The following is a 26,680-nucleotide window of genomic DNA, read 5'->3' as shown; positions in this document are numbered from 1 at the left end:
AAGTGGCTCAATTCTTACAAATTAAAACAATCGTTTTAAACGTTACTCTTTACCGAATACGTTGTTCTCTTGCTCTTGTACACGGATGAAAGTTGTACGCTTAGTTAGCTCTTTAAGCTTTGCTGCGCCTACGTATGTACAAGTTGAACGTACACCACCAAGGATGTCAGAGATAGTGCCGTGAACAGAACCACGGAATGGAAGTAAAACAGTTTTACCTTCAGCTGCGCGGTACTTAGCAACACCACCTGAGTGCTTGTCCATAGCAGATTGAGACGACATTCCATAAAATTTCATGAACTTCTTACCGTCTTGCTCTACTACTTCACCGCCTGACTCTTCGTGGCCTGCTAGCATACCGCCTAGCATTACGAAGTCTGCGCCGCCGCCGAATGCTTTTGCAACATCACCTGCACATGAACAGCCACCGTCACCGATGATCATACCGCCTAGGCCGTGTGCTGCGTCACCACACTCGATGATTGCAGAAAGTTGAGGGTAACCAACACCGGTTTTAACACGTGTAGTACATACTGAGCCTGGGCCAATACCCACTTTAACGATGTCAGCACCCGCTAGGATTAGCTCTTCACACATGTCACCTGTTACAACGTTACCTGCAGAGATAACTTTGTTCGGGAATTCAGCACGTACCTTTTGCACGTACTCTACTAGGTGCTCTGAGTAGCCGTTTGCGATATCAACACAGATAAAGATCAACTCTTCAGATAGCGCCATGATCTCTTTTGTTTTCTCGAAATCAGCGTCAGAAGTCCCTGTTGATACGAAAACATTGTTTAGCGTCTTCTTGTCTGCTGATTTTACGAAGTCAGCCCACTGCTCTACTGTGTAGTGCTTGTGTACCGCTGTCATTACTTCGTGTTCTGCAAGAGCCGCTGCCATTTCAAAACTTGCAACAGAATCCATATTTGCTGCAATAACAGGAGTACCAGCCCATTGACGACCGCTGTGCTTGAATGTAAACTCGCGGGTTAAATTTACTTGAGAACGACTTTTTAGTGTTGAACGCTTCGGGCGAAACAGTACATCTTTAAAGCCTAACTTAAGTTCTTGTTCGATACGCATGGTGTTTTTCCTTGATTCATAAATGTATGTGTCACTCGCACGGTGCGTTGTAAAGTCGTTGGCAGACGAGTTTACTTTTCTTCGGACACAAAAAAACCGGAGCGTTGGCAGACGCTCCGGTTTTCAGCATTATAGGTCGTGATTTATTTACAGCAAGTCTGATATTTCATTTTTTTTTATGCTATCCTCTCAAAGATTCCATATCCGAAACTCCCTCTCTTTCTCAATATTTCAGTTATTTACTTAGATATTAACCACTTAAGCGCACAACATGACGCAAACTTATGCTTCTTTGCGCAAACGTTTCCTAAGCACCCATTGCAAGATTGTCATCTTATTTACATTTCTGTGAGCTAGACACGTCAACAAAGTCATTTTCCAGCCAGAAAATAGATGTCAAAACGCAGTACTTTTCTTAACTTTCTTGTTTAAATGTCGAAAAAACCATCACTGTACAGTCGTTCTTTTCACTACACGATCGTTTGTAAAAGTCGTTGTTAAATGAAGATGGTGAAATTTCAGTGTATGGACGGGTTCAATGACACGACCGACCTATACATAATAGGTAGTAAATGGTGTTAAATGATAAACGTAGCTAACAACGACAAAGGCACGCATGATCGCGTGCCTTTCTTTACAGGTCTTGTATATGGCTCTTTTAAATTGAAACTAAATGCTCTTTTAAACTGAACAGCCCTATAAACCGAAGGTCGTTACTGACGAGCAACCAAAGCTTCTGCCGTCGCATCTTGAATAGAAAGAAACAGAGATGTTACTTGACCAGTTGGAGAACGCATCGGGTTCAGTGTCACGTTCTGGTACATGAAATCTGCTTGCTGCGTAACAGGTCGTACGTTGCGACACTTAAATAGATATGGGCGTTGTTGCCATGTAATGAAACTACGACAGCCAAGATCATAAACGGGTTTCGTTTTGAGACGGAACCACTCTTCTGGGATCTCAGGAAACAGTTCAAAGATCGATTTGCCAATCGCATCATGAGACTGTTTACCACTGTGGTGCGTCATAAAGCCATTCCACACTTGCACGTTGAAGTCTCGGTCGATCACAACAAGCCCCATGTCGACATTTTGAACCATATCAACCATCCAATGGAACTGCTCAAACTCTGCAGGTAACTGAAGCATATTAGAACTCCTCCATTAGGTAAGACAGCTTGTTATCTAGTAGCGGTAACGATTCATCTACAAACATAAACAATAGGTCGCAGCGAATTGAGGTGCCTTCAATGTTGTAGCTTACCTCAAAGGTCATGGTCTTCTTAAACGAGCCACTGGTATTGGCAATCACAGATTCGATTGGAATATGTTGCCCTAGCAGTACTGGAGAGCTCTGGAAGAAGCGAACTTCAGACTGTTCACCTAGGCCATTTAAGAAAGAGCCGACAAGAATGTTGGATACATCCATAAGCAGCTCTAACTCTTCAAGCTCTTCACTGTCCGTTGGCACTTTCATCAGCTTCTTGAGATCATTTACACTCGAATCACTCAAAAGAACCAATGCTTCTCCAGCGATACCCTCACCGCTGAAACCTTGGCAAACACCCGATACCTGATCATTGTCGGCAAGATCACGCAGTGCCATGTGAAGTTCACTCACTTCAAAGATATTTACGTTAGGCAGTGGTAGATGAACAAATACATCAAAGTGACGGGCTAGCGCGTCTGCGGCGCGACCAATTGCAACGTTTGCCACTTCCATGTAGATATCGCGTCTGCGCAGAATAGGAAGCTCTAGCGGAGCTGGTGTCACCAATTGTGGTTGCTTAGTTGGCTCAACCAACTCACGAAGAATGGCTTTTAGCGCTTCTTGGTCGATTGGTTTTTGCAGGAAAGCTTTCGCCCCAAGATCCATAACTTTCTGTTTGGCTTTGGGCTGAATATCACCAGACACAACGACGACAGGTGTCGTATTACCCAAACGCTGCATCTCTTCTAATGTCCCATAACCATCCAACTCAGGCATGGTCAGGTCGAGGAACATTAATTTAAACTCATTACTCGCTAATTCTTCGAGTGCATTTAACCCATGCACTGCGAAGGTTATGTCAGCATTTAAAGATGGCGGTAAAGAGCGAGCCATCTGTTTGCGGGCTAAGGCAGAATCATCACATATAAGAACTGGAAACGACATTAATGTACCACCAATGATTGAAGCGAATAACAGCGAGTGTAACAGATCCTTATAGTATAAGGTACGGGTTGAATCTATTAATATGGTGATTGCAAGTCAGATAACCAGAAGTTTTTGCTATGTTTGTGAGATCAAGATATGCAGTCAGAAACCCTTAATATAAAAGGGTTTCTTATCAAATCGAACGGCGTCAATTAAACAGGAAAGTTAAGCAATAGTATTTGATAAATAGAGTCAAACCGCTATCAAGGTTGGTGATAAAATCGGTCAACTAAAGTTGATACGTTGGCCATAGAATCAGTAAGGCAAAACGTAAAATGACAGCAAAAACCAGAAGCGCAATACCTAAGCGATACCACTTATATTCCGAGACACTCATAGGAATACGTTTATAGAACATGGTAATCACACCTTTCCAATCAGAACTGCGCTTCCCGTATTGCATTACACTCGTCAGTACAAAAAGAGCCCCAAGTACCAACATCCCTTTCTCGGCCCAAAACAACCCTACTTCCATTTGTACAACCTCTTTCCTTAAGTCCTCCATACAGTGTAATCAGCTTATGCGAGGGTTTCTGTACGACGTTGGTCTAAGTTGTACAAACGGGATTAATGCGCCAACTGTGCCGAGCAATCTAAAATGCGCTGCTTTCTGAGTTCAACCACCAGCAGGATCAGTAATAAAATCCCTGTCACGCCAAGGCCGATACCAATACCGCCCCAGATACCCGCAAGCTGATAGTCCGGCATCAGATACCACGCCGCTGGTAGACCAAACACCCAGTAGCCAATCGCTGTCATCACCGTTGGCATAGAGACGATTTTCATACCTCTTAGCAGGTTAATCGCCAGCAACTGCCATGCATCAACAATAAAGCAGAGAGCCACCACCCAAATCACCGAAGTTAGCAGCGTCGACATGGTGTCGGTGCCGTCATCAAGTTGGAATAATTCCGCAATGGCTTCAGGCCACGCAATAAAGACACCGCACAACACCAAGCTCAACAGCGAGACCAGAATAAAGCTCTGAACTGAGGTTTTCTTAATGCCTTCAATATTACCCGCACCAAAATCACGACCGACCAATATTGCAGCTGCCTGAGAGAAACCAAAGTTGAAGTTCCAAGTAAAGCTTAGGCACTGAAGTAGAATTTGGTGCAATGCTAATGAGGCGATACTGATGGTCCCTGCCATGAGCGTGCCGCCATAAATAAGACCATGCTCCAGGATCGCCGCGACCGCGATAGGCAAGCCCATCAATAGCAGCGGAGCCATCAACTTGACCGAATACTCATCCAAGTGCAGCCAAGGGGCGAACGGTTTAAACTCGTCACGCTGAAATACCCAAAACGTATAACCTATCATCACAACAAGAGCTGCAATCGCGGTACCTAAACCAAGCCCCGTCAATCCCATACCCAACTCGAATGTCATAAAGTAGCTCACAGGCACATTAAGAATGACAGTGGCTATCGACATGATCAAAATAGAGCGTACGTTACCAAAGGCGCTGGTTAATCCACGCAAAACCAGTAATAACAATGATGGCAACATCACCCACTTAAGTGCATGAACGTACTCCATCGCAAGAGTAATCACCTCTGGCGGTTGCTTAGCCATTTTAAGGATTTGAGGCGCAAACCAGAAGCCAGACATCAAAGCAGCACTCATGACAAACGAAAGCATGACTGCGCCTTTTACCGCCAGGCGGATCTGTTGGTTACCAAAGTCTGGACGCGCGACTCTCTGTCCGTACGCGATAGCAATTAAGTTTGCGACGCAGCCGACGGTGCTGCTGGCAATAAGAAAAATAAAGAAGTAGATCGAGGCACCCAAACCACCTGCAGCCAGCGCAGATACGCTAATTCGAGACATCATCCATACATCGGTCAAAACCAATGCCATTGATATCAATTGTGAAATGATGAGCGGGAATGCAAGTGCGAGTATTTTTTTCATGAGAGCCTCTTAAGATTTCCACAAACCCTAAGGCTTTTATCACTAGCCTTCAATTGATATATCTGCCACTCTTACATTCCAAAAACTCATGCGAGTATTTTATGACCCCATATCCGAATCTGCCCTATTCTCACAATGGACTACGCGCCTTTGAGTCTGTCGCTAGGCTTATGAGCTTTACGCTGGCTGCAGACGAGCTCAATGTCACCCAGAGTGCAGTAAGCCGACAAGTGAAACAGTTAGAAGACGAGCTAAAAGTGTCGCTGGTGCGTCGCAAGCATCGCGCGATTGAGCTGACACCACAAGGCAATGAGCTATACCTTGCGCTACGTGAAGGTTATAGCAATATTGAATCTGTACTTGCCAGTTGGAAAGAGCCTAAGCAGAAACGAATCGTCATCAAAGCGGCGCTCAGCTATGCCACGCGCGTGTTGATCTCTAAAGTTAGACAGCTTAATGAGAGATACCCTGATTACGAGATCGTGATTATTCCTGTTATCGAGGAGGATGAAGCGCTTAACTACACCGATTACGATTTGTTGATTTTCCACACTCAATTGAAGAACCACTACGACAACAAACCCGGCATCCGTGTATTGCGCGAAGAGTTTATGGCACCAGTCTGCTCGCAAAGCTTAGTGACGGATGATCTTGATTTGGACTCAATCCTAACCTTGCCTAGGTTACACCCGACTCTTGATCATACAGACTGGAAAGCATGGTTGTCGGACGTGGCGTATCCACCGACAACGCCTGTCAGAAATACTAGCTTCCTCTCCCTTGATTTGGCATTGAACGCCTGCCTCTCTGGACAAGGTGTTACCGTCACTGACTTGTTGTTGATCATCCCTGAGTTAGAACGTGGTTTCTTATATTGCCCGCCAAACGCAAAAATTCAGCACAGTGCATGGACGTACTACCTGCATCAAAATACCAAGAGTGCGGTCATTGATGATCTGATTGAGTGGCTTATTGAAGAGAATGAAAACGAGCTGACCAAGTTAGAAAATCTCGCTCAGAAGAATAATTGGTATGGTGTGATACAGAGGTAGAGATATAGTGAGGTAGCAACAAAAACACCCACAAGCTGTCATCAATGTTGATGTAACTTGTGGGCGAGAGTTATTTGAATAAATCGCTCAATTTTGGAGTGTTAAGCCACTTTCTTACTCACCTCAAAGCGACCGATGAGTTGCTCCAGACGGCCTAAGGCATTCCCCATCAGAGTCACACGACGCGCCAATTGCTGAGTCGAGGTTTGCAGGTCGGAGATTGAACGTTGAGCTTTGTCTGCGGTATGGCCGTTCTGTTGACTGTTTTCGTCGAGTTTTGACATGGTCGCAAACAGCTCAGCAACAGCGACCCGCATCTGCTCACTTCGAGCACTGGAATCGACCATCAAGTTCCCTCGACTGACGTTTTCTACTCCTTGCTCCATAGACGCTACAGCACTGCGTGATTTGGCATGCAGCTCTTTCATCAGATCGCCTATGTGGTTGGCCGCCTGTGAAGTACGATCAGCTAGGGTTCTAACCTCTGATGCCACTACCGAAAAGCCTCGACCATGCTCACCCGCTCGCGCAGATTCAATCGCCGCATTGAGAGCTAATAAATTGGTTTGTGCCGTGATATCCGTAATGATGTTGATAATATCAGAGACCTTACTCATCTCGTTATTCACTTCGTTAACACTGGTCGCTGAGCTTTCGACAATATGGCGCACAGACTCCATCCCTTGCGCCGCCTGCTTGTACTCCTCTTCAGCGCTTTCAACAGCATGTTTCATCACCGTATCCATTTGAGTCGCTGAAACCGTCGCATTTGTGATTTCACTCTGCTGGTGCTGGCTCAACTCCAGCATATTGTGTAGTGAATGCGAGGCGTCATCACTAGCTTGATTCATCACCACACTGCGCCTAAACATCGATTCTGACACTTGGCGAACCTCACTGCTGGCATGGATCAGTTCACTGATGATCCCATCAAGATTGTCGATAAAGCTGTTGGTCCAACGCCCTAAACTGCCTAATTCATCGCTGCTGAAGGTACTGGGATCGAGTCGACGACTGAGGTTACCGTCCCCTTCAGCCAGTGTCTGCATTACCATCGTCATCTTGCTCATTTTATTGACCAGCGGTTTAGCACTAAACGCTCGAAACAGACCAAGGCTCAACAACATACAAACAACCATTAAGCTTGCCTGTATAAAAGGAGATAAATCAAAAAGGTGAGTCAACAACAGAGGTAGGAAAAGGGTGAAAAGCATACTGCCAATAAAGTGTTTCGATAACGTGTAGCTAAGGCTTCTATCGCGGTACACCTCTTCCAAATCTGACTCACACATCATGCCGAACTTATCTGGTGAGCCATCGAGCTGAAAAGTAACGCCCTTACCGATCACAGGAATGTGTCGGTAATCGGAATAACCGGGGTACTCAACAAAGACATTATTACCTTTCTTAATCGTCTCTCTTACTCCTGGGTGCAACTGCTTGGTCGCGGGATCAGTAAAACGAATTTCAAACTCGGTATGATGCTGAACTTTCACCACCCCCCAATCGGTATTGATACCCTGCTTGAGGTTTTCACCATGTGAGAAAGTGTTGTCTTCAAATCGAGAACGGGATAGTGCGACACCAGCCTCAATACGTGGATCGTGATTCGACTCCACCATAAAGATATAGTTGTCCCCAGACTCACTATAGATGTGCCCCGCTTCACGCTGGATAATATCGCCAATCACATCGTTTGGTACTCGCCCGCACAAACATAATCGCTTGCCATCTTCACGTGAGAACGGTACATAAAACATCAGTGTTACCTGGTCATGAAACGACGAACTTGAAGCACCAACTGATAACGTTCGTTCATCGACATAGGGACCATGAAGGTAGCGCTGCTTTAAACCTTGGTTAAGCGCTTTGGGGTCGGTGAGCGTGTAACCAACATGATTACTGTAGCTCGATGCTTGGGCAATGCCTCTCTCGTCCACGACCGCAAGTTCTGATATGTCTGGACTACGATTGAGGAGTCGCTGTAAAGTTTCCGCCGTTTGCTGTTCCGTTCTACTGGCTACATACAACGCAGCATCTTCGAGAAAGTCCCATTGGTTCTTTACCCAATTGTTTAGTAACTGTACCCGTGTCTCCGCAATACTTTCGAACGTCTGCTCTAACTCCCTAGTGCGCGTTCGATTTAAAAAACAGGCCTTTCTCATCGCAATCTTACCCGTTGAGCCAAACCATTTAAGCCAATGACGTTCCTGATCCGTAAGGTTCATCTACATTCCTTGTTTTGTTTTACATCTATATGTAACAAAGCAATTTATAGACCATATGAAAAAGATGGCTTTGATTAACTTGTATGATTAATTTACATACAGATCAAGCAATTACACTCCCTATTTTAGTGCAACGCGATCACCAAACTGGTGCATCGATGGAAAAGTTCGCCCGAAATATATAGAAAAAAACAACTCAAAAATTGGAACGCTAATTCCATTTTTATGACGAATAAATGACATTTAATCGATAAACTTCACAGCTAGCTTATTTAGATGCTATTCATATTGATCCATATCAAACCATGTTAAATTTCAATTGGTTAAATAATGACTGCCGTCAATTTATTGATAAGGCATCATTTTGACACTTATAAGATAATACGCGCCTTATAAAACAATAAATTCTTATAACAAATACAAGGCAGTACGTAATGAACAATCATGATGAAAGAGTTCGCTTTTCAGATACGGATAGTCTTATTTCGACCACCACGCCAGAAAGTAATATTACTTATTGTAATGAAGACTTTTACCACGTTGCTGGCTACAGCGAACAAGAGTTGTTAGGGCAACCTCACAACCTTATTCGCCACCAAGACATGCCTAAAGAAGCTTTTGCTCAGCTTTGGCAGTACATCCAATCGGGGAATAGTTGGATGGGTTTGGTGAAGAACAAATGTAAAGACAAGGGTCACTATTGGGTCTCTGCGTTTGTTACGCCTATTCGTAACTCGGATGGATCGGTACATGAATACCAATCAGTAAGAACACAACCCACTGACGGCCAAATTGAGCGCGCTAAAACGCTTTACGCTCAAATGCACGCTGGAAAAGTTAAAATTCGAAGAATGCGCTGGCTTCTTAGCTCATATGCTCTTTTGGGACTACAAGCACTACTGGGGGTAGCACTTATTGCTAACGTGATCCCAACAACGGTGGCTGCTATCGCACTACTAAGCACAGTCCTGGCTCAAGCAGGTTGCGCAGCGATGTTTAAACAACGTCTATCAACCATCCATAAGCTCGCCAAAGAGCATTACGATAACCCAATCATGGAAAAGCCCTATACCGGTTACTGTGATGATCTCTCTCCTATTGAACTCGCAATGCAGATGAAAAGCGCAGAGCTACGCGCCGTGACATCACGCGCTTCGGAAACCTCTACCGATCTGATTGATTCAGCCAAACAAGAGCTGGCGAACCGCCGGAGTATTGATAATGAGTTGGGTGAACAAGATCTCGCAACGGATGCGATGGCAGTTTCAGCTGAAGAGATGTTAGCATCGATCGATGAAGTTGCTCATCAAGCCAAGCAGAGCGCTGATTTCGCGATCAACGCACAAGATCAAGCGCAACAAGGTGCTTCTACTGTAGAAGAAGCCGCACAAACCGTGCATGAACTTAGCGAGCACTTAACAGGCTCTAAATCCGCACTTGAGCAACTTTACAATGACGTGGATGGCATTGAAGCGATTCTGTCAATGATTCAAGGTATTGCCGAACAGACGAACCTTCTCGCACTCAATGCTGCAATTGAAGCCGCACGTGCGGGTGAACAAGGGCGCGGGTTCGCCGTGGTTGCTGACGAGGTTCGAGCGCTTTCTGGCAAGACAAGTTCTTCCGTTGAAGAGATTCGCTCGCGTATCGAAATTCTGCAAAACACGGTCAATCAAACAGGTCGCTTTATCGAAGAAGGTATCCACTCATCTGAGGTTTGTGTTGAAAAGTCCCAGCAAAGCCGCGCCTCTTTTGAAGCAATTGTGAAAGATCTTATATCGATCAACGAGCAAAGCGCTCAAACCTCTCAAGCGATTGAGGAGCAAGTGCAAGTCACTCACGGGATCAATGACCACGTAGTGCGAGTCAAACAAGCGATCATCGAAACTCGTGAATTATCCTCGACTTCAGTAAGACGCGCAGAATCTCTCGCGACACACCTACAAAGTCTCAAACGCCTAGTGAATCAATTTAATCATTAAGGTTGAATCGCATAGATTAAAGGCTGATATTCTAATGAACATCAGCTTTTTTTTGTTTGGTAGCCAACTTAAGCCGCTTTATCACTCTCGTGTACTTATCTAAACCTCAACATTTTATGTATGTGTTGATGAAGCTCTATTCGTTCGACACGAGCGCGTTTTATAGTCATGCAACCAGCAACAAAGTAGACCAATACAGAGCCCCCAAAAGGCGCTACCGATTCCCATTAGGTTGATGCCAGAGGCAGTAAATAAAAAGGTAAACAGTGCGGGTTCTCGATAGTTTTCATCCGCCATTGATACTGACAAACAATTTAGTAAGGTCGGCATCACGGCCAAGCCAGCTATCGCAATCACTATCGCTGTAGGTACTGCACTGAACAAAGACACCAAGGACATACCTAGGACTGCTGCCAGAAGATAAAACACGCCCATTGAAATGCCTGCCATATAGCGCGTTTTAGGATTGTCATCCGCATTAGGGCCCATACAAATAGCCCCCGTAATTGCCGCTAGATTAAACGCAAATCCCCCCAAAGGCGCGAGTAAAAGACCGGTCACACCCGTCGTGGTAATGACCTTTGAGGAATCCACTTGATAGCCATTGGCTTTTAATACCGCGAAGCCCGGCAAATTTTGCGACGCCATAGTGACAATAAACAACGGGATACCAACACTGATCAACGAAAAGAATTCGAAATCAGGAAAAATTACTACAGGGACCGTCAAACCAATGGAAACGTCACTCAAATCAAGCTTCCCCATCACAACACACATACCCAAAGCCACGGCAAAAATTGTTGGGATCAGCAAATTTCCTAACCAAGCTCTTGCCAAAATAAACATGGTGAGCATCACTAAAACAATCTCAACTTCTTTAATGAGAGAGGTAAACAAGCCCAAACCAAATTGCAGAAGAATACCCGCGAGCATCGCTGAAGCGATCGATGTTGGTATCTGCTTAAGGATCTTCTCGAATAAACCCGCCATTCCCACTAAGGTGATTAACAGTGAGCTAAAAAGAAACACTGCGACGGCTTGATTCATACTCAGCCCTTCAAGGGACGTGATAAGTAACGCAGCGCCAGGTGTCGACCAAGCCGTGACGATCGGCTTCTTATAGTAAAATGAGAGCAAAATCGTCGTGGCTCCCATTCCGATCCCTAATGCCCAGAACCATGATGCGACTTGCTCATCCGTTGCGCCTGCGCTCATCGCGGCCTGGTAAATGATTGCCGCGGCGCTCGCATAGCCAATGAAAACCGCAATAAAACCGGTCGTGACATGCGAAAGTTTTAGCTTAGTCATGTTATTTATTCCCTACGTGCGTTATAACGTCCATAGGATTAATCTAGCACTTGTGCGTTATAACGCACAACTTATTTATCGAAAAAATTTGTTGAGAAAGTATGCAATCAGAGATAAAGGTGGGTGACAACCTAAGGCGCCTTCGCAAAGAGAAAGGTTGGAGCCTAGATAAAACCGCGCAAGCGACTGGGGTGAGCAAGGCCATGCTCGGACAGATCGAGCGTGGAGAATCGAGCCCAACCGTGGCAAAACTGTGGCAAATCGCGTCGGGTTTCGAAGTTTCATTTTCCAGCTTTATTACCACTAGCTCGAACAATGAACTGACGAGTCTCTTTAGAGATGCCAACGAACTGAGACGTGAAGAGTACAATATCGGCTTTTTCGTCAGTCTATTGTTCCCGTTCGAGCCAGCCTTAGGCTTTGAGGTCTTCGAACTCACTTTGGCACCTGAGTACCAACATAAGTCTGACCCACATAACTTGGGTGTTACCGAACATATCCTATGTATTTCTGGAGAGATGGCTGTCTTTTTTGATGGAGAGTGGCATTCATTGCAAGCGGGTCAAGCCGTTCGCTTCAATGCCAATCAAATACATGGCTATAAAAATACCGGTCAAGACAACGCTGTGTTCCACAACATTATCCATTACCCAGATAGTAAGCAGTAACATCGAATATATTCGTTGAGTAGAGCCACGATTAAACCATTCGTGGCTCTACTTTTTATGCTTCACAAGCAGACTTGGATTGTCGCAATGTCCGGTGTAGCACGACCAGCACAGGTAACAAGAGAAAGCCTGTCGTCACGATCGCAGCTCGTAGTGTGAAATACGTTCCTATCGCACCAACGGCTGGCCCGCCAACCATTTGCCCTAAAGCATTAGTTTGCCCTTGTATCGACAAAACAGTCGCTCTGACGTTAGACTCCGCATGTTGGTTGATCCAAGTCTGTAGCAACGGGGTAAGAAGCCTATGAACCATGCCTACAATCCAAAATGCAACCAGCCCTGTAGCTAAACTCGTCGTCATCCCGTAAAGGACGATTCCTACAATAAGAATGCCGTAGAGACCCATAAAGGTTTTAACAAGCGATGATTGGCTATCAGTGTTGATATAACGCCGAATGACCTCCGTGACACCTATCGCTAGCAGCATAGAGACAGCACTGATTAAACCAAACCAAACGATAGGATCCAAAGGTCCAATCGGCGGTAGTGTGATATTTTCAAGCAAGTGCGGTGTCCAAAGCCTATCCCAACCTTCACCAGCTAACCCCATAATCAAAGCAATCGCTAAAATCGCAAGTAATGTAGGTTTTCCGCGAACAAGTTTTGCTCCCTCTCTTGTGGTTCGTATTGTCGCTTGCCAGGAGTCGCGTTCTGCTTTTGGCGCAGGACAAAATCCGTTTTCTGGCATAAACAAACAAAGAAAGACAGCAAGCAGTAGGTACAGAGTCCCACCAAGGATAATCGGCCAAGTAATATTGAAACTCGCTAAAAGTATACTTAGACCAATCCCAACCAATCCCCCTACTTGAGCCATTTGATTTCCACGCAAAAACACGTGGCTTAAACTAGGTCTCTTCCCATCTGGCAGTAGTGTTGTCTCGTCTGCAATCCAAGCTTCCGTCGCTCCGCTGAGGAAAGTCGAACCGATCCCCCAAATCACCTGTGCCAACAATATCATTTCAAATTGAGGAAAAGCCCCTTCGATAATAAATCCGACACCAAGTAATACAGTCCCAATAATGACGGATAAGCGTCGACTATAAACATCTGCAATAACGCCGGTTGGAATTTCAAACAACAACACACTGGCTTCAAGCACCGTACCAACCAAGACCAGTTGTAACGGAGTTAGACCCACCACTGTCGTATGGTAAACCAAGTTCACGGTGACAATGAGTGAGAAAAACAGCCCTGTCGACCCTTTCATAATGAGATAGACGGAATAGGCTTTTAGCGCTTTCATAAGTACGTCAAACCCGTAGCGATAAACTGGCCGTGATGACGGCTTGAGAGCGCGAGTATCTTTTTCATGAGTCAGATCCTGTGAGATATTTAAGACCACCCCCGCAGTGCGAGGGCGACGGGCAATACTAATGAACCAGTACTGACGAATAAACTGCATATCAGTAACTAAATAATTTACTCATGGTAAACAATAGAACTTTAGTCAGGGTCGACGTCTTCTTATACTCACAAAAACAAAAAGCGAGCTCTAGGCTCGCTTTTAACTATATGATTTTATTGTTTATTACAGCAATTCAACCGACTGCTTAGCAATAACAAATTCTTCGTTGGTTGGGATAACCATTGCTACTGCATCCAGCATCTCTGACTTCGCGATGATACCTGCAGCACCAAAGCGGGCATCTTCGTTGCCTTTCTCGTCTTCAACAAAACCTAGAAGTTTTAGGTTTGCTAGGATTTCGCGACGAATTGGTAGAGAGTTCTCACCGATACCACCTGTGAAGATAACAGCGTCTAAGCTGCTTAGTGGAATCATGTAAGAACCGATGTATTTTGCAACACGGTAAGTAAATACTTCAAATGCTAGCTTCGCACCTTCGTGACCGTTCTCCATCGCCTCTAGGATGCCACGTGCATCAGAAGTTAGGCCAGATACGCCAAGGAAACCAGACTTCTTGTTTAGCGTTTCGAATACTTTTTCAGTCGTCCAACCTTTCTTGATTAGGAACTCGATAACACCTGGGTCTAGGTCACCAGAACGTGTACCCATCATTAGGCCCGCTAGTGGCGTAAAGCCCATAGATGTATCGACTGATTTGCCATTTTCAATTGCACACACTGATGCACCATTACCTAGATGAACAGAGATAAAGCTCGCCTCTTCAACCGGCTTGTTCAGCATTTTTGCTGCTTCACGGCTTACAAAGTAGTGGCTCGTACCGTGGAAACCGTAACGACGGATACCGTACTCTTTGTAAAGCTCACCAGAAATCGCACCTGTAAATGCTTTTTGAGGCATTGTTTGGTGGAACGCTGTGTCAAATACAGCAAATTGAGGAAGATGAGGGAACGCTTGCATAGAAGCTTCAATACCTTTTGCACCTGCTGGGTTGTGCAGAGGTGCTAGGTCAGACAGGCTTTCGATTTCTGCCAATACTTCATCGTTAATACGAACTGTAGAAGTAAATTTCTCACCACCGTGGACAATGCGGTGACCAACAGCAACAAGATCGCTAGAGAAACCAAGTGTTTCCATCAGTGCAACGATACGAGTAATTGCATGTTGATGGTGGTTGTCAGGAGCAGTAATCGCTTCTTCAACTTTCTCACCATTGTGTTTCCAACTAATTACCGCTTCTGGAAGGCCAAAACACTCGCCTAAGCCACTAACAACTGCATCACCTGTTACGGAGTTGATAACAGCGAATTTAAGAGAAGAACTACCTGAGTTAATAACCAGAACAAACGAATTAGACATTGGATATGGATCCTGTTTCAGTACGAGTTTGATGAAGATTTTACTTCAATTTTATTTAAGCCCATTATTCAATAATTTTTGAATTTATCAACTTTTGTTTTGGATATTTAACTAAATTAACACAAATTAGTTGATCCGAGTCATTAACTGGTTTTTTTTAGGCCTAAAAATTAAAATATAGTTGAATACAACCAAGTGTATATATTTATAAATTATACGCATTGCACTCAAAAACACTCTGCCTGTTATTAATATTCCCAAGCTAAATAGGTCACATATCCAACAATAGATTAGACAATGTAGCGTGAGTAAATGGTAGGCTTGCTCAGCGTAGATCACCGCTCCATTCGAGATTTTTCTATAGATATCCGATTGTTTTTCAGTCTTTGAAAGGGATAAAACTCAAACCGACAAAGTAACAGGTACAAAAAAGCCGAGCTAGATGCTCGGCTTCCTCTAATTTATACGAGGTAATCTCTAAGATTAACCTTCGCCACGGTCATTGCGACGACCACGGCCGCCATTGCCGTTACCATGGCCACGTTCGCCACGGTAGTTACCACGGTGATCGCCACCACGGTTACGGTCGAAACGACGCTCGCCATCACGGCCGCCTTCGCGGTTGCCGTCACGGTTACCACGGTAGCCGCCACGTCCGCCTTCGCGGTTACCATCGCGATTGCCGTCACGGTTGCCACGGTAACCACCGCGACCGCCATCACGACCACCACGGCCGCCGTTACCACGACGTGGCTCACGGAAATCGTTGAAGTCTACAACCACTGCGCCCGCTTCTTTTTGACGGATGCGTAGTTTGTTTAGCTTACCAGCAGTTTCAGAGTTCATCGCTTTTGGAAGCTGAACGTAAGTTGCTGCTTGGTCTAGTTTGATAGCACCGATAGAACCTTTAGTTAGGCCTAGTTCGTTTGCTAGTGCGCCAACGATGTCTTTAACTTGAACGCCTTGCTCGCGACCAACTTGCAGTTGGTATGTATCCCAATCTTGGCTGTTGAAGTCACGACCACCACGGCCACCGTCACGATCGCGGTTTTCACGACGCTCTTTGCGACGGTTCTTATCGCGCTCGATTGCAGCGATCATTGGGTCTTCGCCAATGTAGAACAGTGGGCGCTTACCTTGTTGACGCTTAAGAAGCATTGCAGCAAGAGTCGTTGGGTCGATCTCTAGGTTTTCTTGTAGCTTAGCAACTAGCTCAGCGAAGTTTTCTAGAGACTTATGCTCTTTCTCAGCTTCAAGTTCTGCACCTAGCTTAGCTAGACGAGCTTCAGCGACTTTGTCACGTAGAGGAAGTTGGATTTCTTCCATTGATGACTTAGTTACGCGCTCAATAGTGCGAAGCATACGGATTTGGTTAGTGCGAACTAGAAGGATCGCTTTACCTTTACGTCCAGCACGGCCAGTACGACCAATACGGTGGATGTAAGATTCAACATCGAATGGGATGTCGTAGTTGAATACGTGAGTAATACGTGGAACGTCTAGACCACGTGCAACAACGTCAGTTGCGACTAGGATATCGATAACACCTTCTTTGATGTGATCAACAGTACGCTCACGTAGCGACTGAGGAATGTCACCGTGTAGTGCAGCAGCTTTGAAGCCACGTGCAGATAGCCAATCAGCTAGACGCTCAGTGTCTTGACGAGTACGTACGAATACGATTGACGCGTCAGTCTCTTCAGTTTCAAGAAGACGAGACATCGCTTCGTCTTTCTCTACACCTTTCACAACCCAGAAGTTCTGCGCTACTTTATCAACTGTGTGGTTAGTACCAGCAACGTCAACTTTCGCTGGGTTACGTAGGTAACGATCAACGATAGTCTTAACCATTGGAGGCATAGTTGCAGAGAATAGTACACGTTGTGCAGATTCTGGAGCTTGTTCAAGGATCCAAGTAACGTCATCTACGAAGCCCATTTTTAGCATTTCATCTGCTTCATCAAGAACAAATGTGTGTGCTTCATCTAGGTGTAGACGGTCACGAGTTAGTAAGTCTTTAACACGACCCGGAGTACCAACAACAATGTGAGCACCGCGGCTTAGAGCACGCATTTGGTCAACGATTGAAGCACCACCGTAGATTTCAATAACCTTAAGGCCTTTAATGTCACGACCAAGGTTTTTGATTTCCGCAGCAACTTGAATCGCTAGCTCACGAGTAGGAGCCATGATGATTGCTTGTGGTTTATGTTGGTTTAGGTTGATTTTGTTCAGTAGAGGCAGAGAGAATGCTGCTGTTTTACCAGTACCTGTCTGTGCTTTACCTAGTGCGTCTTTACCTTCAAGAAGAAGAGGAATTGCTGCCGCTTGGATTGGAGTTGGAGATACGAAACCCATGCTATCAAGAGCTGAAAGGATGTTTTCGTTAAGTGCTAATTCATTAAATTGAATTACAGATTCGGACATTGGGATCCCACTATATTAAGTAAACAAAAGGTCCCGGGAGCTCTACCAATTCCAATACTGATCCTATCAGATACTGATTCCGTTCAGTTGCGAAGCAGTAATAAAACGCATCAAGCCATTAGGGACGTCTAAGGGAGGCGGATTATTCCTTAAATGCATAAAAAAAGCCAGAAAAAATTGAAATACATCACATATTTTTCTGATTTACTGAATTTTTGGCTATCTTGTCATCAAAATTTGACGTTAACCCATTCAAATGAGGGGCTATCGTGCAAAGTCACCCACATTCGTTGTCACCATTTAATTTGCGCTGTCACGTGCTTTAAGTAGTAATCAGGCCTCGCAATGATTATAGTGTGCTCAATTGTTCTCGTAAGATAAAAGTAAGATGTTTCAAGATAACCCTCTACTCGCTCAGCTTAAACAACAAATCCAAGAAACACTTCCTAAAAAGGAAGGCACAATCAAAGCAACAGAAAAAGGCTTTGGTTTTCTAGAAGTAGATAGCAAGACTAGCTACTTTATCCCGCCACCGTATATGAAGAAGTGTGTTCACGGTGACAAAGTGGTCGCGATCATCCGTACAGAGAAAGAACGTGAAGTCGCTGAACCAGAAGAGCTAGTAGAACAAGGTCTTACTCGATTTATCGCTCGCGTTAAGCTTTTCAAAGGCCGTCTAAACGTTGTACCTGATCACCCTCAGCTTAAAAAGCTGCAACTAAAAGCCAAGGCGAAGAAAGGCCTAAACCCTGAAACGCTAAAAGAAGGCGACTGGGTTGTTGCTCACATCGTTCAGCACCCATTAAAAGGTGATAACGGCTTCCTTGCTCAGATCTCAGAAAAGATCACCGATGCCGACGACAAAATCGCACCTTGGTGGGTAACGCTTGCTCAAAATGATCTACCAAACAGCGAACCTGAAGGCATCGATAACTGGCAGATCAATGACGATGCGGATTTAGAGCGTATCGACATGACGCACGTACCTTTCGTGACTATCGATGGTGAAAGCACCAAAGATATGGATGACGCTCTGTACGCGAAGAAAAAAGAGAACGGCGATTTCGAACTGACGATTGCCATTGCCGACCCAACGGCTTACATCTCACCAGATGATGAGATGGATAAGGTGGCACGCGATCGCGGCTTCACGATTTACCTACCGGGACGCAACATCCCGATGTTGCCACGCGATTTAGCAGACAACCTATGTTCACTGATCGAGAACGAAGAGCGTCCTGCACTTTGCTGTACAGTGACTGTCTCTAAAGACGGTGTGATTGGTGACGACATTAAATTCTTCGCTGCCAACATCAAGTCTCATGCTCGCCTAGCTTACGACAACGTGTCCGATTGGCTAGAAACCGGCTCGTCAGAGAAGTGGCAACCAAGCGAAGAGATCGCAACCATTGTTGCTGACCTACATGAGTTTGCTAAAGCTCGCTCAGCATGGCGTGAAGCGAATGCTGTCGTATTCCCAGACCGCCCTGACTACCGCTTTGAACTAAGCGAAGACAATGACGTAGTAGCCATTCACGCAGACATGCGTCGTAGTGCGAACAAGTTGGTTGAAGAAGCAATGATCAGCGCGAATATCTGTGCTGGCCGAGTGCTAAAAGATAGCTTCAATCAAGGTGTGTTTAACTGCCACGCAGGATTTAAAACAGACAAACTGGCAGACGTGCTTGAGCTAGTAAACCCACAAGCGGAAACACCGTACACAGAAGAACAAATCGCTTCTCTGGAAGGTTTTGCAGCTCTGCGCCGCTGGTTAGGTTCACTTGAGAGTAACTACTACGACAACCGTATTCGTAAATTCCAAGCGTACAGTGAAATCAGCAATGAACCAGCGCCACACTATGCGATGGGCCTAGATATTTACGCAACCTGGACTTCTCCAATCCGTAAGTACGGCGACATGATTAACCACCGTATGCTGAAAGCACACATTCTAGGTAAAGCACCTATTCAAACACCTGATGAAACGGTCGGTGAAGAACTAGCACTGCATCGCCGTCACCACGGTATGGCAGAACGTAACGTTGGCGATTGGCTATATGCGCGCACACTTGCTAATGCCCCAGCAGAAGAGACCCGTTTCCAAGCGGAGATCTTCGATATCAACCGTGCCGGTATGCGTGTACGTCTGCTTGAGAATGGCGCTGCTGCGTTTATCCCTGGCTCGCTCATTCTCGATAACAAAGAAAGAATTGAGTGCAACGGTGATATGGGCACTGTATCTATCGATAAAGAAATGGTATACAGACTGGGAGACGTATTAGAAGTCGTTCTCTCTGAGGTTAACCAAGAAAACCGCAGCTTAGTCGCTAAACCAACTCAAATCTTCGCAGATCTACCAAATAAAGAAGAAGTGAGCGAACAAGAAAGCTAATCCTCATTGAACAACTCTTCTAAAGGCGCTAATGATTAGCGCCTTTTTTATCGCCGTTTCTCAAAAATAACAAAAAGAGCAAGCTAGTTTTGCACATAATAATAAGCCACTTTTGCATACTGTTGCAGAAAGAGCATTTAAGCTATTAGAACGCCAAAGAAGTGTATATGCCATCGATCAATGTCACTCAATTTAGAAACTTTACGCCTAGGAAAAGGGAAAGGTACCCCGCTTCAAGAAATGGTATTTTTATCGTTCGCCAAGGCAGTATCTCTTTTACCTCCCCCAATGGCAATCAAGCTTCTCTCCAAGCTGGTGAATTCGCACTCTACAATTCGGGTGAAATACAAAACGTTTCAGTCCATACCGAACATGGCGAGTTCAACGCTACCTGTTTAGATTTCGACCTTTCTATCTTCCAAAAATTCATCAATCAATTTGATGATCTTGAATCAGTAAAAGCACCTGAGAAATACATCAAGTTCAACAGCGAAGAGCGCGAATTAGACCAGCTCAAAGAGACACTCTTAACGCTAGCGAGTGCGCCGAGTAAAAATGATTACGCAGTCACTCAACTAGGCTTGGCTTTACTCTCGTTAATGGTTGAGTTACATCCGCCCCTACTCGCAGTGATTAGCAGAGCTTCGAAGCTAACAGTGACGCAAAAGGTCATCACTTATATTGAGCAGAATATCGAAAACAATATCTCTCTCGATACCGTGGCAAGCAACATGGGAATGTCACCTGCAACCTTGAAGCGACGTTTGTCTGCAGAAAATCTCTCATTTTCAAACCTACTGAAAATCAAACGAATTACGCACGCCGCGACGCAACTGAGAATATCGACCAAATCGATCACACAGATTGCCTATGAGTCGGGATTTAAGAGTGCCGCACACTTCAGTACCGCATTTAAAACGTATCACGGGAAAACACCCAAGGATTTCCGTGCACTCATTGCACAAAGTCGCTTAAAGAGCACATGCGTTGAGACTTAAGGGACATAAGTCGGATTTAGAAAAGTCTTAAGCAGCTATGATAATAATTAGACCCAAAAGTAAGTTTTTGGGTCTTTTTCTATTTCATGGAGAATCAATTCCAAATCCTTGGAACGCGATAGATACGGATAAGGCCCCCAGAGAACCGAATCACCCTGCACTCCCTCGTCTAACGGCACTTCCACCAGCCAAATCGAGTCAGTAGTATCGAATACGACACGCGCGACATCATCTGTGTAGTCGCTATGGGATGAGTCGAGTAGGTAGTGAGCTTTCGAAAAAACGACACCACCCTCGCACTCTTCAAAGTGAGACTTTCCAAGCTCAACGGGCAAACTTTGGTTGCGTGATGTGCATAATTTTTCAGCACCATGTAGAAGTCGACTAAGCTCTATTTGTACTACCGACATCCACTCCCTCCTTGACACCCTTCATTTGGCGAACCGCCCTAAATAAAGCTTAGAACTGAACTCTTGGTTTGGCGAACAAGAGTTTATCAAATGTGAGCGCACATTTATGAATGTGTGAACCAAGCTACCATGACTTAACCGCATCTAATTTCACAAAAGTGTCATATTAGCTACCTATGATAGGCGGCAAATGTAATCCAATAGGAGTTGTATATGTTACGAGTCGCTCTTGCCTCTCTTTTATCCCTAGCTTTGTCTTCTCAGACCGTTCTGGCGCAAGAAACCACAATTTCAGGCTCGACCTCTGTCGCTCGTGTTATGGACGTCTTAGCCGAGGAGTACAATAAAACACACACCGACAACTACATCGCGGTTCAAGGTATTGGTTCAACAGCTGGTATCACCATGGTGAACAAAGGCGTTTCGGACATTGGTATGAGCTCACGTAACTTAACCGTTCAAGAGCAAACAGATGATTTAACGGTTAAACCTATTGCCTACGACGGCTTAGCTGTTGTGGTTAACCGCTCAAACGCTATCGCGAATATTACTCGTGAGCAGCTGTTTAATATCTACAAGGGTAAGATAACGAACTGGAAAGAGGTTGGTGGCGCAGATCAACCTATCGCGGTAGTGACTCGTGAGGCATCTTCTGGCTCTCGTTATAGTTTCGAAAACCTAATGGGACTTACCAAAATCATCAACGATCGTCTGGTTTCAGACATCAACCCAAACAACTTGGTTGTAAACAGCAACAGCATGGTTAAAACCATTGTAAATCACAACCCACACGCAATTGGGTTTATATCGGTAGGCTCAATCGACCGCTCAATTAAGGCGATATCCTTTAACGGTGTAGAAGCAAGCTCCAAAAATATCGCTAATCACAGTTATGAATTGGCTCGTCCATTTTTGATTCTTTACAAGAAAGAGTCGGTTTCAGATAAGAGCAAAGACTTTGTTAAGTTTATAACTTCAGAGCAGGGCCAAGATCTTATTGAAGAGTACGGATACACTCGAGTGAAATAATTCGAGCACAAACGAGAAAGAGAGAGCTAAGGCTCTCTCTTTTTTTTGAATCTTGTATGACGATTAGAAGTGAAGCTGAATTACTGACACGACAACCGCACCTGGTCGGCGTACGCCTTCAATCTCAACGCGAATTTCACGTTCAATCTCAAGACCTTTACGAATTGGCGTCACTTTCGTCAGAGTACTCTTAGCACGTACGTTATTACCTGATTTTACAGGATAAGGGAAACGTACTTGGTTCAAACCAATGTTCACCACCATTTTCGCCGTCGGAAATTGCGACTTATCTGGATCAACACTGTCTGTCAGACGTGGTAATAGAGACAGCGTGAGAAAGCCGTGCGCGATAGTTGTTTTGAATGGCGAGTCAGATTCTGCTTTTTCAGGATTTGTGTGAATCCATTGCATATCTTCCGTTACTTCACCAAACTGGTTAATACGATCTTGGCCTACATGAATCCAATCACCAGTATGGATCACTTCACCGATCTGAGCAGACAGCTCATCGTAAACCGCTTGTGCTTCAGGTTTTAGCTCGATCGGTTTCTCAACCGGTGCAGCTGGCTGGATCGGCGCATCTTCATTGACGGCTGGTTTATGGTGGTCGCGTACCCATGCAAAAAAGTGGCTATTTTGCGTGCGGTTCAGAAAATCGCCCCAGTACTCTCTTAGAGTTGGAGACATCCATTGCATAAACTCTGAGTGTTGTGGCGAAACACTTTCACTACGGTGTTTAAATAAATCAATGACCTTCATAAGAACCTCAATGCACAAAAATAACTTAACTTAACCCGCTAATTTTGAAACACTTCACAATATTGTGCAAACATTTTCGAGCATACACACGTTCACCGAAATGCATAATCACATTAAATATCAATGATTTATTTAAAAAACGCTATTTTATTAGAAGATCATGTTTAGAGTATAAACTCAATGATACATTTGAATAATTGGTATATAGAGCTCAATTTATATTCTTTTTGGATATAAAAAAGGCTTAGCAAATGCTAAGCCTTTTGTTTCATGTAGTTAATATCAACTCGCGTTATTCATCATCGAGAGGAATAAGTTTGGTATTTCCGCCATGGGCTTTCTCACGTCTGCGCTGAACAAACGCATAGAAACCAGGAATGAGGAACGTACCTGCTAACAACACACATAGCAGACCGCCAATCAATGAAATACCCAGCGAGTTTTGACTCACGTGGCCAGCTCCCGCCGCGAAGATCAATGGGAAGATACCTAAGATAAACGACCAAGAGGTCATGTTTACCGCGCGGAAACGCAAGGTTCCTCCTTTTACTGCCGCATCATCAATAGGCACATCTTTCTCCTCGCGCTCAACTTTCGCGAATTCCACAATCAAAATAGCGTTCTTCGCCGCCAGTGCTATCAGTAGAACCAAACCTATCTGAGCGTACAAGTTAAGTGGCGTGCCTGTGAGGTTAAGTGCTAAGAAAGAGCCCAACGTGGCCACTGGCACCACCAATATAATCGCAATCGGAATTGTCCAACTCTCGTACTGCGCAACCATGAACAAGTAGATGAAGATCAGTGCCAAAGCGAACGCGAAGATAGCTTGGTTACCCGCTAATACTTCTTGATACGCCATGCCTGTCCACTCGTACTGGTAACCCTGTGGAAGGACTTCTGCAGCAACTCGTTCCATTGCGGCAATCGCATCACCACTTGAGTAACCTGGAGCTGGTTGACCTTGAATCACAGCACTACGGTACATGTTGTAACGCCACGCTACATCAGGTTCAAAGATCTGCTCATGCGTTACCAGTGTACTCAATGGGATCATATCGCCCGATGAGGAGCGAACATGGAAGCGTTGCAGGTCTTCCATACTATTTCGATGGTCACTGTCGGCTTGCATGGTTACGCGGAAGTTCTTACCAAACATGGTGAAATCGTTCACATACATTGAACCTAGGTTACCTTGCAATGTTTGGAAGATTTCAGACAGAGGGATACCTAACTGCTGCGCTTTTTCGCGGTCAATGTCCACGTAGTAGTGCGGAACGTTGGCACGGAAAGTACTAAAAGTACGTGCAATTTCAGGCTGCTGGTTAGCTTTCTGAATGACGTCATCCATTACCATCGCAAGATCGCTTCGGCTACGGCCTAATGTATCTTCTAGTACAAACTCAAAGCCAGATGCCGCGCCCATACCTGGAACTGCCGGAGGTCCCATCGCAAAGACTACTGCTTGTGGCAGTTCCAGTGCAGCGCGACCGTTAATTCGCTGAGAAATCGCTTGTGCTGAATGCTCTCCATCGAGTGCATTACGCATATCCCAATCGTGCAGTTTGATAAACAGCGACGCACCATTTGATGCTGATGCACCCGTCATAAAGGCGTAGCCGTTTACCAAAGTAACACCATCCACTCCAGGCTCTTGCTCTACCATTTCCAGTAGGTGCTCAGTCACCTCTTGTGTTCGAGACAAAGAAGCAGCATCAGGCAATTGCACATTAACCAGCAAGATACCCTTATCTTCCTGAGGAACGAACGCTGTAGACGTTGTCTTCGAGAAGTAAGTGACTGCAGCCAATGCCACAACGAAGAAGGTAAACAACAGTACGCCTTTCTTAACAAGGAAGCCTGCGACTTGACCGTACTTCTTGGTCACGCTTTCTAGACCACGGTTAAATGCTTGATACCAACGCGCTGTGTTACCGCCACCCTGTTTCAGAACCAGAGAACACAATGCAGGAGACAGCGTCAATGCGTTGATAGACGAAATCACAACCGCGATACAGATAGTCAGTGCAAACTGGCGATACATGATCCCGGTGATACCCGGAAGCATTGCCACAGGGATAAATACCGCTAACAGTACCAAGGTAGAGGTGATTATCGGCCCCGTTACTTCTTTCATCGCAATCAGTGTCGCTTTGCGAGGAGAGATGGTTGGATCTTTAGCCATTGTGGTATCGACATTTTCGATAACCAGAATCGCATCATCCACCACGATACCAATCGCAAGGATCAAACCAAATAGGGTAACTGTGTTGATGGTAAAACCGGTCATCTGCATCACTGCAAAAGTACCAATTAAGGATACCGGAATAGCAACAACAGGAATCAAAGTCGCACGCGCACTACCCAAAAATAGATAGGTTACAGCGATAACCAGTAAGATAGCTTCAATAAGCGTTTTAACAACACCTTTTATCGATTCAGCAACGAACACTGTGGTGTCGTAACTCGCCTCGTAAGCAACACCTTCAGGGAAGTTTTTACTTAGATTCTCCAGCATCGCCATGACCGCTTGGCCACTTTCTAACGCGTTAGCATCTGACTGCAGTGACAATGCTACGATTGAAGCGTCTTGACCACGATATTTGCCGTTACCATCGTAAAACCTTTTACCTAACTCTACACGCGCAACATCTTTCAAATAGACCGTTGAGCCGTCTTTATTTGCGCGAAGTACGACATTTTCAAACTCATCAACCGTTTCTAGTCGGCCTTTTGTTACCAAGTTGAACTGCACTTCTTGTGCGTTGTTATAAGGCGCTGCGCCAATGCGACCAGCCGCGACTTGAACATTTTGTTCCGCCAGCGAACGATTCACATCTGAAGTAGTGATATTGAGGTTAGCCATTTTTTCAGGATCTAACCAAACACGCATTGCGTATTCACCACCACCAAGCACATTCACTTCACTAATACCAGTCACACGGGCTAACTGGTCTTTCACATTTAAGTTGATGTAGTTGATCAAGAACTGATCGTCATACTCACCATTTGGCGAGTAAAAGTTCAATACCATCAACAGGTCAGGTGAACGCTTTTTAACGGTTACACCTACCATTCTAACTTCTTGTGGAAGTTTCGATTCAATCTGGGCAACTCGGTTTTGTACGTTAACCTGAGCCATATCTGGATCAGTACCAACATCAAAGGTCACGTTAAGGTTGTACGAACCATCGTTGGCACTTTTAGAAGACATGTAGATCATATCTTCTACACCATTAACCGAAGTTTCTATGGGGTCGGCTATCGCCTGTTCTACAACCTCAGCACTCGCGCCTGTGTACGATGCAGATACACTTACCGAAGGTGGGCTAATTTTTGGGTACTCTGCTACAGGCAGAATGGCCAAAGAAATTGCCCCAGCCAGTGTCAGAATAATCGAGATAACAAGGGCAAATTTGGGCCTTTGAATAAAGAAACGACTTAGCATA

19 protein-coding genes are annotated in these 26,680 nt (G+C 45.0%); 6 read left to right on the top strand and 13 right to left on the bottom strand.

Going from position 1 to position 26,680, the window contains the following annotated elements:
• Positions 1–42: 42 nt before the first annotated feature.
• From AC6I7V_RS18685 to AC6I7V_RS18665, 5 genes are all read right to left on the bottom strand, one after another.
• Positions 43–1,086, bottom strand: coding sequence for a GMP reductase (locus tag AC6I7V_RS18685; RefSeq protein ID WP_255232035.1), 1,044 nt, complete (start codon positions 1,084–1,086; stop codon positions 43–45).
• Between the two features lie 713 nt (positions 1,087–1,799).
• Positions 1,800–2,234 carry a PAS domain-containing protein gene (locus tag AC6I7V_RS18680; RefSeq protein WP_032552840.1) on the bottom strand — a complete coding sequence of 145 codons (435 nt, stop codon included), beginning with the start codon at positions 2,232–2,234 and terminating at the stop codon, positions 1,800–1,802.
• 1 nt (position 2,235) lies between these two features.
• The gene (locus tag AC6I7V_RS18675; RefSeq protein WP_498011862.1) at positions 2,236–3,240 is read right to left on the bottom strand and encodes a response regulator; all 1,005 of its coding nucleotides are present in this window, start codon (positions 3,238–3,240) and stop codon (positions 2,236–2,238) included.
• Positions 3,241–3,511: 271 nt separating this feature from the next.
• Positions 3,512–3,757 carry a hypothetical protein gene (locus AC6I7V_RS18670; RefSeq protein ID WP_032552842.1) on the bottom strand — a complete coding sequence of 82 codons (246 nt, stop codon included), beginning with the start codon at positions 3,755–3,757 and terminating at the stop codon, positions 3,512–3,514.
• Positions 3,758–3,849: 92 nt separating this feature from the next.
• Positions 3,850–5,199, bottom strand: coding sequence for an MATE family efflux transporter (locus AC6I7V_RS18665; protein ID WP_498011861.1), 1,350 nt, complete (start codon positions 5,197–5,199; stop codon positions 3,850–3,852).
• A 101-nt stretch (positions 5,200–5,300) separates the two neighbouring features.
• On the opposite strand from AC6I7V_RS18665, the gene AC6I7V_RS18660 reads away from it, so the two are divergent.
• Positions 5,301–6,251, top strand: coding sequence for a LysR family transcriptional regulator (locus tag AC6I7V_RS18660; RefSeq protein ID WP_498011860.1), 951 nt, complete (start codon positions 5,301–5,303; stop codon positions 6,249–6,251).
• Between the two features lie 101 nt (positions 6,252–6,352).
• Here AC6I7V_RS18660 and AC6I7V_RS18655 read toward each other — a convergent pair whose 3' ends face one another.
• Positions 6,353–8,479 (bottom strand): methyl-accepting chemotaxis protein, encoded by a 2,127-nt coding sequence (locus AC6I7V_RS18655; protein WP_498011859.1) that lies wholly within the window; start codon positions 8,477–8,479, stop codon positions 6,353–6,355.
• A 434-nt stretch (positions 8,480–8,913) separates the two neighbouring features.
• On the opposite strand from AC6I7V_RS18655, the gene AC6I7V_RS18650 reads away from it, so the two are divergent.
• Positions 8,914–10,461 (top strand): methyl-accepting chemotaxis protein, encoded by a 1,548-nt coding sequence (locus AC6I7V_RS18650; RefSeq protein ID WP_498011858.1) that lies wholly within the window; start codon positions 8,914–8,916, stop codon positions 10,459–10,461.
• Positions 10,462–10,575: 114 nt separating this feature from the next.
• Here AC6I7V_RS18650 and AC6I7V_RS18645 read toward each other — a convergent pair whose 3' ends face one another.
• Positions 10,576–11,769: a benzoate/H(+) symporter BenE family transporter gene (locus AC6I7V_RS18645; RefSeq protein ID WP_498011857.1), complete on the bottom strand. Its 1,194-nt coding sequence runs from the start codon at positions 11,767–11,769 to the stop codon at positions 10,576–10,578.
• Positions 11,770–11,870: 101 nt separating this feature from the next.
• Here AC6I7V_RS18645 and AC6I7V_RS18640 point away from each other — a divergent pair, with 101 nt between their 5' ends.
• On the top strand, positions 11,871–12,437 hold the full coding sequence (locus AC6I7V_RS18640; protein WP_261883504.1) for a helix-turn-helix domain-containing protein: 567 nt from the start codon (positions 11,871–11,873) through the stop codon (positions 12,435–12,437).
• A gap of 55 nt (positions 12,438–12,492) precedes the next feature.
• On the opposite strand, the gene AC6I7V_RS18635 is transcribed toward AC6I7V_RS18640, so the two are convergent.
• The 3 genes from AC6I7V_RS18635 to AC6I7V_RS18625 form a co-directional block, all read right to left on the bottom strand.
• Entirely contained in the window at positions 12,493–13,899 is a 1,407-nt protein-coding gene (locus tag AC6I7V_RS18635) for an MFS transporter (protein ID WP_498011856.1), read from the bottom strand.
• A 126-nt stretch (positions 13,900–14,025) separates the two neighbouring features.
• A complete protein-coding gene (locus AC6I7V_RS18630; protein ID WP_498011855.1) occupies positions 14,026–15,219 on the bottom strand; it encodes an acetate/propionate family kinase in 1,194 nt (397 codons plus the stop codon).
• Between the two features lie 483 nt (positions 15,220–15,702).
• Entirely contained in the window at positions 15,703–17,646 is a 1,944-nt protein-coding gene (locus AC6I7V_RS18625; protein ID WP_032552882.1) for a DEAD/DEAH box helicase, read from the bottom strand.
• A 388-nt stretch (positions 17,647–18,034) separates the two neighbouring features.
• On the opposite strand from AC6I7V_RS18625, the gene rnb reads away from it, so the two are divergent.
• Entirely contained in the window at positions 18,035–20,038 is a 2,004-nt protein-coding gene (rnb, locus tag AC6I7V_RS18620; RefSeq protein ID WP_498011854.1) for an exoribonuclease II, read from the top strand.
• Between the two features lie 167 nt (positions 20,039–20,205).
• The gene (locus AC6I7V_RS18615; protein ID WP_498011853.1) at positions 20,206–21,036 is read left to right on the top strand and encodes an AraC family transcriptional regulator; all 831 of its coding nucleotides are present in this window, start codon (positions 20,206–20,208) and stop codon (positions 21,034–21,036) included.
• Positions 21,037–21,083: 47 nt separating this feature from the next.
• Here the strand turns inward: AC6I7V_RS18615 and AC6I7V_RS18610 are convergent, their stop codons facing one another.
• The gene (locus tag AC6I7V_RS18610) at positions 21,084–21,446 is read right to left on the bottom strand and encodes a DUF3024 domain-containing protein (protein ID WP_261883499.1); all 363 of its coding nucleotides are present in this window, start codon (positions 21,444–21,446) and stop codon (positions 21,084–21,086) included.
• 213 nt (positions 21,447–21,659) lie between these two features.
• Between AC6I7V_RS18610 and AC6I7V_RS18605 the strand changes: the two genes are divergently transcribed.
• Positions 21,660–22,475: a phosphate ABC transporter substrate-binding protein gene (locus tag AC6I7V_RS18605; RefSeq protein ID WP_498011852.1), complete on the top strand. Its 816-nt coding sequence runs from the start codon at positions 21,660–21,662 to the stop codon at positions 22,473–22,475.
• Between the two features lie 63 nt (positions 22,476–22,538).
• On the opposite strand, the gene AC6I7V_RS18600 is transcribed toward AC6I7V_RS18605, so the two are convergent.
• Together AC6I7V_RS18600 and AC6I7V_RS18595 are read right to left on the bottom strand one after the other, a co-directional pair.
• Complete coding sequence (locus AC6I7V_RS18600) at positions 22,539–23,234, bottom strand: MaoC family dehydratase (RefSeq protein ID WP_255232050.1); 696 nt, start codon at positions 23,232–23,234, stop codon at positions 22,539–22,541.
• Positions 23,235–23,526: 292 nt separating this feature from the next.
• Positions 23,527–26,679: an efflux RND transporter permease subunit gene (locus AC6I7V_RS18595; protein WP_498011851.1), complete on the bottom strand. Its 3,153-nt coding sequence runs from the start codon at positions 26,677–26,679 to the stop codon at positions 23,527–23,529.
• Between the last annotated feature and the right edge of the window lies 1 nt (position 26,680).

This window comes from Vibrio sp. KUL70 (assembly GCF_059725515.1).
This window is presented reverse-complemented; position numbering and strand designations above follow the sequence as displayed.